The sequence below is a fragment of the Micromonospora sp. NPDC003776 genome (assembly GCF_053605645.1).
In genome coordinates this window covers 1-8,953 of record NZ_JBSGJR010000268.1, presented here as the reverse complement: position 1 = coordinate 8,953, position 8,953 = coordinate 1, and the positions used below count along the sequence as shown (strand labels likewise).

The window sequence follows — 8,953 nt, the reverse complement described above, 5'->3', positions numbered from 1 at the left end:
GGGCCGGCCGCCGGGAACGAGTCCGGGGTCACACCCGGACGAGCATCTTGCCCAGGTTCTCGCCGCGCAGCAGGCCGAGGAACGCCTCCGGGGCGTTCTCGATGCCGTCGACCACCGTCTCGTCGTACGAGATCTTTCCGTCGCGCAGCCAGCCCGCCATCTCCTGGACGAACTGCTCGCGCAGGTGGCCGTGGTCACCGACCAGGAAGCCGCGCAGGGTGAGCCGCTTGCCGATCAGCAGGGCCAGGTTGCGCGGCGCGGCGGGCGGCTCGGTGGAGTTGTACTGGGCGATCATGCCGCAGATGGCGGCCCGCCCGTGCAGGTTCATCGCGCCGATGGCGGCCTCCAGGTGCTCGCCGCCGACGTTGTCGAAGTAGACGTCGATCCCGTCCGGGGCGGCGGCCTTCAGCGCGTCCCGCACCGGGCCGTCGTGGTAGTCGAAGGCGGTGTCGAAGCCGAGCGCCCGGAGCCGTTCGACCTTGGCCGGGGAACCCGCGCTGCCCACCACCCGGGCGGCGCCCCGCAGCTTGGCGATCTGGCCGACCATGCTGCCCACCGCGCCGGCCGCGCCGGAGACGAACACGGTCTCGCCCGGCTTCATGGCGGCCACGTCGAGCAGGCCGGCGTACGCGGTCAGCCCGGTCATGCCGAGCACGCTGAGGTAGGCGCTCACCGGCGCCAGGTCGGGGTCGACCCGACGCGCGGCCCTGGCGTCGACCAGCGCGTACTCCCGCCAGCCCAGGCCGTGCAGGACGGTGTCGCCGGGGGCGAATCCGTCCGCCTCGCTCGCCACCACCTCGCCGACGGCGCCGCCGTCGAGCGGGGCGTCGAGCGCGAACGGCGGCACGTACGACTTCACGTCGTTCATCCGGCCCCGCATGTACGGGTCGACGGAGATGAACCGGTTGCGGACCACGAGCTGGCCCGGCCCCGGGCTGGGCACCCCGGTGGTGACCAGGCGGAAGTTGTCGGCGGTCGGCCAGCCCTGCGGGCGCGACGCCAGGTGGATCTCACGGTTGGTGGTCACCGCGCCTCCCGTACGGTCAGGGCGACCGCGATGTTGCCGCGGGTCGCGTTGGAGTAGGGGCAGACCTGGTGGGCGGCCTCGACGAGCCGCTCGGCGGCGGTCCGCTCGACGGCGGGCAGGTCGACGACCAGGGTGACGGTCAGGCCGAAGCCGCCGCTGCCGTTCGGGCCGATGCCCACCTCGGCCTCGACCACCGAGCCGGCGACGTCCGCCTTCGCCCGACGGGCGACGAGCCGCAGCGCCGAGTGGAAGCAGGCCGCGTAACCGGCGGCGAAGAGCTGCTCGGGGTTGGCCGCGCCGCCGGCGCCGCCCATCTCCTTCGGGATGGCCAGGTCCAGGTCGAGGGTGCCGTCCGAGGTGCGGACGTGGCCGTCCCGCCCGTCCCCGGTGGCCCGCGCGGACGCGGTGTAGAGCAACTGCATGCGGCTCACTGCTCCTTCTGTCGGTGGATCGTCTCGGTGACCCGGCTGAGGGTGTCGCGCAGGGCGACCAGCTCGGCCTCCGTGAGGCCGGTGGCACGGGCCACCTGCCGCGGCACCTCGTCCATCCGCTCCCGCAGGGCCCGCCCCCGCGGAGTGAGGCCCACCTCGACCCGGCGCTCGTCCCGGGTGGCGCGGGTACGCCGCACGAAACCGGCCGCCTCCAGCCGCTTCAGCAGCGGGGAGAGCGTCCCGGAGTCGAGCCGGAGCCGGGCGCCGAGCTCGGAGACCGTGGGCGGGTCGTCGCCGCGCTCCCAGAGCACCAGCAGCACCAGGTACTGCGGGTAGGTCAGCCCGACCTCGTCGAGGAGGGGCCGGTAGACGTCGGTGAGGGCGCGCGAGGCCGCGTAGAGGGCGAAGCACACCTGCCGGCGCAGGACCAGGTCGTCGGTCACGCCCCGAACCGTAGTCCACAATTAAGTTGTGCACAACCGATGTGGTCGCGCGGTGACCACCCACACGGTGCCGGGGCGCGGGATCAACGCTCCGGGAGCCACGCCTCCAACTCGACCTCGACCAGGTGGTCCGGGTCGATCAGGCCGGCCACCACCACCATGGTGGCCACCGGCCGGACCGCGCCGAACACGGCGTTGTGCGCCCGACCCACCTCGTCGGCGTACACCCGGTCGGTCACGTACATCCGGGTCCGGATCACGTCGGCCGGCTCCGCCCCCACCTCGGCGAGCGCGTCGAGGCCGATCCGCAGCGCCTGGGCGGTCTGCGCTGCGGCGTCCCCGACGTGCGCCACCCGGCCGTCGACCGTCGAGGTGCAGCCGGCGGTGATCGCCAGGTTGCCGACCCGGGCCACCCGGGAGTAGCCGTACAGCGCCTCCCAGGGGCCGCCCGAGCCGAGCCGGGTAACCGCCCCGCCGCCGCCGGCGACCGTGGTCACGCCGGGGCCCGCAGGGTGGCGAGCGCCTCCGCGACGGTGAACGCGGCCGCGTACAGCGCCTTGCCGGCGATCACGCCCTCCACGCCGATCGGCTCCAGGGTGGCCAGGGCCCGCAGGTCGTCCAGGGTCGAGACGCCACCCGAGGCGATCACCGGCTTGTCGGTACGGGCGCAGACCTCACGGAGCAGGTCCAGGTTCGGCCCCCGCATGGTGCCGTCCTTGGTGATGTCGGTGACCACGTACCGGGCGGCGCCGGCCTTGTCCAGCCGCTCCAGCACCTCGTACAGGTCGCCGCCCTCGCGGGTCCAGCCCCGGGCGGCGAGGGTACGGCCCCGCACGTCCAGCCCGATCGCCACCCGGTCGCCGTACTCGCCGCAGATCCGGTCACACCACTGCGGGTCCTCCAGCGCGGCGGTGCCGATGTTGACCCGGGCCGCGCCGGTGCCCAGCGCCGCCTCCAACGACTCGTCGTCCCGGATCCCGCCGGAGAGCTCGACCTTCACGTCGAGCTGCCGGACCACCTCGGCCAGCAGGTGGGCGTTGGAGCCCCGCCCGAAGGCGGCGTCCAGGTCGACCAGGTGGATCCACTCCGCGCCGTCGGACTGCCAGGCGAGGGCCGCCTCGATCGGGTCGCCGTACGCGGTCTCGCTGCCGGCGGCGCCCTGGACGAGCCGGACGGCCTGGCCGTCGGCGACGTCCACGGCGGGCAACAGGGTGAGGCTCAAGGCTCTTCTCCTCGGTTCAGGTCCGACGGTCCAGGGCGATCACCACGATCGCCGGCAGGACCAGCAGCAACAACACGACCAGCGCCAGCCGCAGCGCCAGGTCGTCGACGAAACTCCAGATGCCGGCCAGCGCCGCCCCGGTGAGCAGCACGATCGCGGCCCGCTCCCCCCGGCTGTGCCGGTTCAGCCGGCCGGACCGGCCGCGGCGCAGCGCCGGCGTCAGCCGGCGTACCAGGGCGCGGCGCCGCTCCCGGCGGACCACCCGGCGCTGCCGGACGGCGCGTTCCGCGGCGAGCCGGGCCTCGCGGGCCTCCCGGCGGCGGGCCCGTTCCTTACTCAAGCGTGCCCAGCCAGTTGCGCAGCAGGGCGGCGCCGGCGTCGGCCGACTTCTCCGGGTGGAACTGGGCCGCGGTCAGCGGACCCCGCTCCACCGCGGCGACGAAGTCCGTCCCGTGCTCGGCGGTGGTCACCGCCGCGCCCGCCGCGGCCAGCCCGGCCAGGTCGGTCACCCCGTACGAGTGGACGAAGTAGAACCGGGCGTCCGCGGGGAGGCCGGCGAAGAGCACCGAGCCGGCCGGGGCGTGCACCGTGTTCCACCCCATGTGCGGCAGCCGCCGCGCGGGCAGCTTCGTCACCCCGCCGGGCAGCAGCCCGAGCCCCTTGGTCACCACGCCGTGCTCGTCGCCGTGCTCGAACAGGACCTGCATGCCGACGCAGATGCCGAGCACCGGGCGGCCCGCGGCCACCCGCTCGGCGATGACCGGGCCGGCGCCGAGCGCCTCGATCCCGGCCATGCAGGCGGCGAACGCGCCGACCCCCGGCACCACCAGGCCGTCGGCCTCGGCGGCGGCGGCCAGGTCGTCGGTCACCGTCACGTCGGCGCCGACCCGCTCGATGGCCCGCTCGGCCGAGCGCAGGTTGCCCGATCCGTAGTCGAGCACCACGACCCGCTTGCCCATCAACCCTCCCCGGGTAGCAGCCGGAGCAGGCCGCCGACGGTGGCCAGCACGGCCAGCAGGCCGGTGACCACGACCGCGGCCCGCGAGGCGCCCTGCTTGTAGAGCGACCACGTCCCGCCGAGCAGCACGCCGGCCAGGATCAGCAGCAGCGTCGGCAGCGCCGCCCCCATCAGAGCGCACCCTTCGTGCTCGGCACCACGCCGGCGTTGCGCGGGTCGATCCCGGTGGCCTCGCGCAAGGCGCGGGCGACCGCCTTGAACTGCGCCTCGACCACGTGGTGGGCGTCCGGGTGGCCACCCGGGCGGGCCGCGCGCAGCACGTCCACGTGCAGGGTGACCCGGGCCGCCTGGCCGAAGGACTCCCAGACGTGCCGGGTCATGCTGGTCGGGTAGACCGGCCCGATGTACGGCGCGAGCGGCGGCTCGTCGTGCACCACGTACGGCCGTCCGGAGAGGTCGACGGCAGCCCGGACCAGCACCTCGTCCATCGGCACGGTGGCCGAGCCGTACCGGCGGATGCCGGCCTTGTCCCCCAGCGCCCGGTCGAACGCGGCGCCCAGGGCGAGCGCGGTGTCCTCCATGGTGTGGTGGGCGTCGATCTCCAGGTCGCCGACGGTGTGCACGGTCAGGTCGAAGCCGCCGTGCCGGGCGATCTGGTTGAGCATGTGGTCGTAGAAGCCGACGCCGGTCTCGATGTCGGCCTTGCCGGTGCCGTCGAGGTCGATCTCCACGAGGACCTTGGTCTCCTTGGTGATCCGCTCGACCCGGGCGGTGCGACTCATGAAAGCTTCTCCATGGCGGTGAGGAAGGCGTCGGTCTCGGCGGGGGTGCCGGCGGTGACCCGCAGCCAGCCGGGCAGGCCGACGTCACGGACCAGCACGCCGGCCTCGAGCAGGCCGCGCCAGGCCGCGGCCTGGTCGCCGCCGACCTCGAAGAGCACGAAGTTGGCGTCGCTGTCGGCGACCCGGTGGCCGCGGGCGCGCAGCTCGGCCACGATCCGGTCGCGCTGCGCCATGATCGCGGTGACCGTGCCGAGCAGGGCGTCGCGGTGGGCGAGCGCCGCGCGGGCGGCGGCCTGGGTGAGCGCGGAGAGGTGGTACGGCAGCCGGACGAGCTGCACCGCCTGCACGACCGCGGGGTCGGCGGCCAGGTAGCCGAGCCGGCCGCCGGCGAAGCCGAACGCCTTGCTCATCGTCCGGGTGACCACCAGCCGGGGGTGGTCGGGCAGCACCGCGAGCGCGCTCACCGTGCCGGGCCGGGCGAACTCGGCGTACGCCTCGTCCACGATCACCATGCCGGGCGCCTCGTCGAGCACGGCGGCGACCACGGCGGGGTCGAGCGCCGTGCCGGTCGGGTTGTTCGGCGAGCAGAGGAAGACCACGTCCGGTCGGTGCGCCCGGACCTGGGCGACCGCCTCGGCGGCGGTGAGGCCGAAGTCGGCCCCCCGGGCGGCCGGGATCCAGCCGGTGCCGGTGCCGAGCGCCAGCAGCGGGTGCATCGAGTAGGCCGGGGTGAAGCCGAGCGCGGTGCGTCCCGGGCCGCCGAAGGCCTGGAGCAGTTGCTGCTGGATCTCGTTGGAGCCGTTGGCCGCCCAGACCTGGTCGACGGTGAGCCCGTGGCCCAGGTACGCCGCCAGGTCGGCGCGGAGCGCCACGGCGTCCCGGTCCGGGTAGCGGTTGAGGTCGCGCAGCTCGGCCGCGAGGGCCTTGCCGATCGCGTCCACCACCGCGTCGGGCACCGGGTAGGAGTTCTCGTTGGTGTTCAGCCGCACCGGCACGTCCAGCTGGGGCGCCCCGTACGGCGTCAGGCCGCGCAGGTCGCCCCGGATGGGCAGGTCGTCGAGGGTGGTCACGCCGTACCCCCGGGAAAGCGCACGCTGACCGCCTGGCCGTGCGCCGGCAGGTCCTCCACCCCGGCCAGGGTGACCACGTGCGGGGCCACCTCGCGCAGCGCGTCCCGGCTGTATTCGACCAGGTGGATGCCGCGCAGGAACGACTGCACGGAGAGCCCCGAGGAGTGCCGGGCACAGCCGCCGGTGGGCAGCACGTGGTTGGAGCCGGCGCAGTAGTCGCCGAGCGACACCGGCGACCAGGCGCCCACGAAGATCGCCCCGGCGTTGCGCACCCGCAGCGCCCACTCGCGGGCGTTCTCGGTCTGGATCTCCAGGTGCTCGGCCGCGTACGCGTCGACCACCCGCAGCCCCGCCTCGAGGTCGTCGACGAGGACCACGCCGCTCTGCTCGCCGCCCAGGGCGGTGCCGATCCGCTCGGCGTGCTTGGCCGCCGGCACCTGCCGGGCCAGCTCCGCGTCGACCGCGTCGGCGAGCGCCACCGACGGGGTGACCAGCACGCTGGCGGCGAGGGGGTCGTGCTCGGCCTGGCTGATCAGGTCGGCGGCGACGTGCGCCGGGTCGGCCGTGTCGTCGGCCAGGATGGCGATCTCGGTGGGGCCGGCCTCGGCGTCGATGCCGACCACGCCGCGCAGCAGCCGCTTGGCGGCGGTGACCCAGATGTTGCCCGGACCGGTGATCATGTCGACCGGGTCGCAGCGCTCGGTGCCCGCCGGGTCGACCGTCGACCCGTACGCCAGCATGGCGACCGCCTGGGCGCCGCCGACCGCGTAGACCTCGTCCACGCCGAGCAGCGCACAGGCCGCCAGCACCCGCTGGTCGGGCAGGCCGCCGTTGTCCTGCTGCGGCGGGCTGGCCACCACCAGCGAGCGCACCCCGGCCGCCTGGGCGGGGACCACGTTCATCACCACGGTCGACGGGTACATGGCCAGGCCGCCGGGGACGTACAGGCCGACCCGGTCGACCGGCACCCAGCGCTCGGTCACCGTGCCGCCGGGCACCACCTGGGTGGTGTGGTCGGTGCGGCGCTGGTCGGCGTGGACCTTGCGGGCCCGGGTGATCGACTCCAGCAGCGCGGCCCGGACCTGCGGGTCGAGCGTTCCCTCCGCCTCGCGGATCACCTCCACCGGCACCCGCAGGTGCTCCGGGCAGACGCCGTCGAACCGTTCACTCGCCTCCCGGATCGCCGCGTACCCATGCTCCCGGACCGCCTCGACGAGAGGGCGGATCCGCTCGACGGCCACGGAGACGTCGAGCTGGGCACGGGGCAGCAGGCGGCGCGGGTCACGTGCCCCGCCGCGCAGGTCGATCCGGTTCAGCACCCGTACGAGTCTAGGCGGCCCCTCCGGAAGCAGGCCCGCCGCGCCCGCAGGCCGGGACGGTGAGCCGGGACACGCCGGCCGGTCGAGATCGGGATACGCTCGGACCCGTGACCGCACGGCTGCCGGTGTTCCCGCTGGGGACGGTCCTCTTCCCCGGGCTGGTCCTCCCGCTGCACATCTTCGAGGAGCGCTACCGGGCGCTGGTGCGCCACCTGGTCGGGCTGCCCGAGGGGGCGCCCCGCGAGTTCGGGGTGGTGGCGATCCAGGCGGGCTGGGAGGTCGCGCCGGCCGGGCCGCCGGGCCGGCCCACCCCCGGCGGCGGGGAGGTCACCCTGCATGAGGTGGGCTGCACCGCCGAGCTGCGGCAGGTCACCGAACTGGCCGACGGCGGGTTCGACATCGTCACCGTCGGTCGGCGCCGGTTCCGCATCGCCGAGGTCGACGCCGACGCGGCGCCGTACCTGACCGCCCAGGTGGAGTGGCTGCCCGAGCCGGCCGGCACGGACGAGGTGGCCGACCTGCTGGCGGCCCGGGTGATCACGGTGTTCCGGCAGTACCTGAACCTGGTCCGGCCGGACCCGCAGGAGATCTCCGAGCAGCTGCCGGAGGACCCGACCGTGCTGTCGCACCTGGTCGCCGCCACCGCCGCGCTGACCGTCGCCGACCGGCAGCGGCTGCTCGCCATCGACGACACCACCGCCCGGCTCCGGGCCGAGCTGCGGCTGCTCAACCGGGAGGCGGCCCTGCTGCGCCAGGTCCGGGCCGTCCCGGTGCCGCTCAACGAGCTGGCTGGTCCCCCGGCGCCGAACTGATTCCCGGCCCGGCCGGCGGCCAGCCGGGGCCCGGGGCGGGCCACCCGCCGTCGAGCTCCGGCTCCGGCCGCAGCGACGGCCACCGCGACCAGCCGGCCAGCAGGGTGTACGTCACGGCCACGCCGAACGCGGGCAGCAGCAGGTTGCCGTGCGGCACGGGCAGCAGGGTGTACCAGTCGATCCCGCCGGCCCGCAGGTCGGCCGGCTTGGTGAAGACCGTCCCGTCCGGCGCGGTGGCCAGCAGCCGGTGGTAGGTGCCGAGCCCGATCCGGCGGCCCACCTGCCAGGCCAGCACCGCCGCGCCGATCCCGCCGAGCACCCCGGCGACCAGGCCGACCGGCCCCCGCCGCCGGCGCAGCAGCGCCCAGAGCGCGATCGCGACGAGCACCCCGAAGCCGAGCCCGAGCACGCTGAACCAGCCGTCGGCGGCGATCGGCTGCTCGGGCTGCGGGGTGGCGTAGACGGCGCCCTCGGCGGTCTTCTGCACCGGGGTGCCCGGCGCCACGGCCGCCCAGAGCAGACCCAGCGGCGCGCCCAGCAGGCTCACCAGCAGCGCGACCCCCAGGGCGATCGCGGCCGCGCGGAGCCGACCGGTGGGCCGGCCGGCGACGGGCGACCCGGTGACCAGGCCCGGATAGCCGGCGAGCGGATCGGCGCCGGGCGCGGTGACCGGGCTGCCGGCGGGCACCGGCAGGCCGGCCGGCCAACCGGGCATCTCGGCCCCCGGGGGAGATCCCTCGTCCGGCGGGGTGAAGCCGCGGGTCGGCCCGGCGTTGGTCGCCCCGCCCGGTCCGCCGCCGTCCGGGTGCGGGTGGGCCGACCACCGGTTACGGAACGCGGCGAGCCGCCGGAGCGCGGCCCGCTCCTCCCCGGCGAGCAGCCGGTAGCT

At 75.4% G+C, this 8,953-nt stretch carries 13 protein-coding genes; 1 reads left to right on the top strand and 12 read right to left on the bottom strand.

What is annotated here, in order from left to right:
* Nucleotides 1-28: 28 nt before the first annotated feature.
* The 11 genes from ACWEVO_RS21095 to hisD form a co-directional block, all read right to left on the bottom strand.
* Nucleotides 29-1,027, bottom strand: a complete 999-nt coding sequence (locus tag ACWEVO_RS21095; RefSeq protein ID WP_452309236.1) for an NADP-dependent oxidoreductase — start codon at nucleotides 1,025-1,027, stop codon at nucleotides 29-31.
* Nucleotides 1,024-1,449: an organic hydroperoxide resistance protein gene (locus ACWEVO_RS21090; RefSeq protein ID WP_452309235.1), complete on the bottom strand. Its 426-nt coding sequence runs from the start codon at nucleotides 1,447-1,449 to the stop codon at nucleotides 1,024-1,026. The genes ACWEVO_RS21095 and ACWEVO_RS21090 overlap by 4 nt, the downstream gene beginning before the upstream one ends.
* A 5-nt stretch (nucleotides 1,450-1,454) precedes the next feature.
* Nucleotides 1,455-1,901, bottom strand: coding sequence for a MarR family winged helix-turn-helix transcriptional regulator (locus ACWEVO_RS21085; protein ID WP_452309234.1), 447 nt, complete (start codon nucleotides 1,899-1,901; stop codon nucleotides 1,455-1,457).
* Between the two features lie 83 nt (nucleotides 1,902-1,984).
* Nucleotides 1,985-2,398 (bottom strand): RidA family protein, encoded by a 414-nt coding sequence (locus ACWEVO_RS21080; protein ID WP_452309233.1) that lies wholly within the window; start codon nucleotides 2,396-2,398, stop codon nucleotides 1,985-1,987.
* A complete protein-coding gene (gene priA, locus ACWEVO_RS21075; RefSeq protein WP_452309232.1) occupies nucleotides 2,395-3,123 on the bottom strand; it encodes a bifunctional 1-(5-phosphoribosyl)-5-((5-phosphoribosylamino)methylideneamino)imidazole-4-carboxamide isomerase/phosphoribosylanthranilate isomerase PriA in 729 nt (242 codons plus the stop codon). Before priA ends, ACWEVO_RS21080 begins: the two co-directional genes overlap by 4 nt.
* 16 nt (nucleotides 3,124-3,139) lie before the next feature.
* Nucleotides 3,140-3,463 carry a hypothetical protein gene (locus tag ACWEVO_RS21070; RefSeq protein WP_452309231.1) on the bottom strand — a complete coding sequence of 108 codons (324 nt, stop codon included), beginning with the start codon at nucleotides 3,461-3,463 and terminating at the stop codon, nucleotides 3,140-3,142.
* Entirely contained in the window at nucleotides 3,456-4,082 is a 627-nt protein-coding gene (gene hisH / locus ACWEVO_RS21065) for an imidazole glycerol phosphate synthase subunit HisH (protein ID WP_452309230.1), read from the bottom strand. The genes ACWEVO_RS21070 and hisH overlap by 8 nt, the downstream gene beginning before the upstream one ends.
* Nucleotides 4,082-4,252, bottom strand: coding sequence for a hypothetical protein (locus ACWEVO_RS21060; RefSeq protein WP_452309229.1), 171 nt, complete (start codon nucleotides 4,250-4,252; stop codon nucleotides 4,082-4,084). The genes hisH and ACWEVO_RS21060 overlap by 1 nt, the downstream gene beginning before the upstream one ends.
* Nucleotides 4,252-4,863 carry an imidazoleglycerol-phosphate dehydratase HisB gene (gene hisB, locus ACWEVO_RS21055; protein ID WP_452309228.1) on the bottom strand — a complete coding sequence of 204 codons (612 nt, stop codon included), beginning with the start codon at nucleotides 4,861-4,863 and terminating at the stop codon, nucleotides 4,252-4,254. Before hisB ends, ACWEVO_RS21060 begins: the two co-directional genes overlap by 1 nt.
* On the bottom strand, nucleotides 4,860-5,933 hold the full coding sequence (locus ACWEVO_RS21050) for a histidinol-phosphate transaminase (protein ID WP_452309227.1): 1,074 nt from the start codon (nucleotides 5,931-5,933) through the stop codon (nucleotides 4,860-4,862). The genes hisB and ACWEVO_RS21050 overlap by 4 nt, the downstream gene beginning before the upstream one ends.
* A complete protein-coding gene (hisD, locus tag ACWEVO_RS21045) occupies nucleotides 5,930-7,252 on the bottom strand; it encodes a histidinol dehydrogenase (RefSeq protein ID WP_452309226.1) in 1,323 nt (440 codons plus the stop codon). The genes ACWEVO_RS21050 and hisD overlap by 4 nt, the downstream gene beginning before the upstream one ends.
* A gap of 107 nt (nucleotides 7,253-7,359) precedes the next feature.
* Between hisD and ACWEVO_RS21040 the strand changes: the two genes are divergently transcribed.
* Nucleotides 7,360-8,064 (top strand): LON peptidase substrate-binding domain-containing protein, encoded by a 705-nt coding sequence (locus tag ACWEVO_RS21040; protein ID WP_452309225.1) that lies wholly within the window; start codon nucleotides 7,360-7,362, stop codon nucleotides 8,062-8,064.
* Here ACWEVO_RS21040 and ACWEVO_RS21035 read toward each other — a convergent pair.
* A complete protein-coding gene (locus ACWEVO_RS21035) occupies nucleotides 8,030-8,779 on the bottom strand; it encodes a DUF2567 domain-containing protein (protein WP_452309237.1) in 750 nt (249 codons plus the stop codon). The two genes, ACWEVO_RS21040 and ACWEVO_RS21035, sit on opposite strands and share 35 nt — an antisense overlap.
* Between the last annotated feature and the right edge of the window lie 174 nt (nucleotides 8,780-8,953).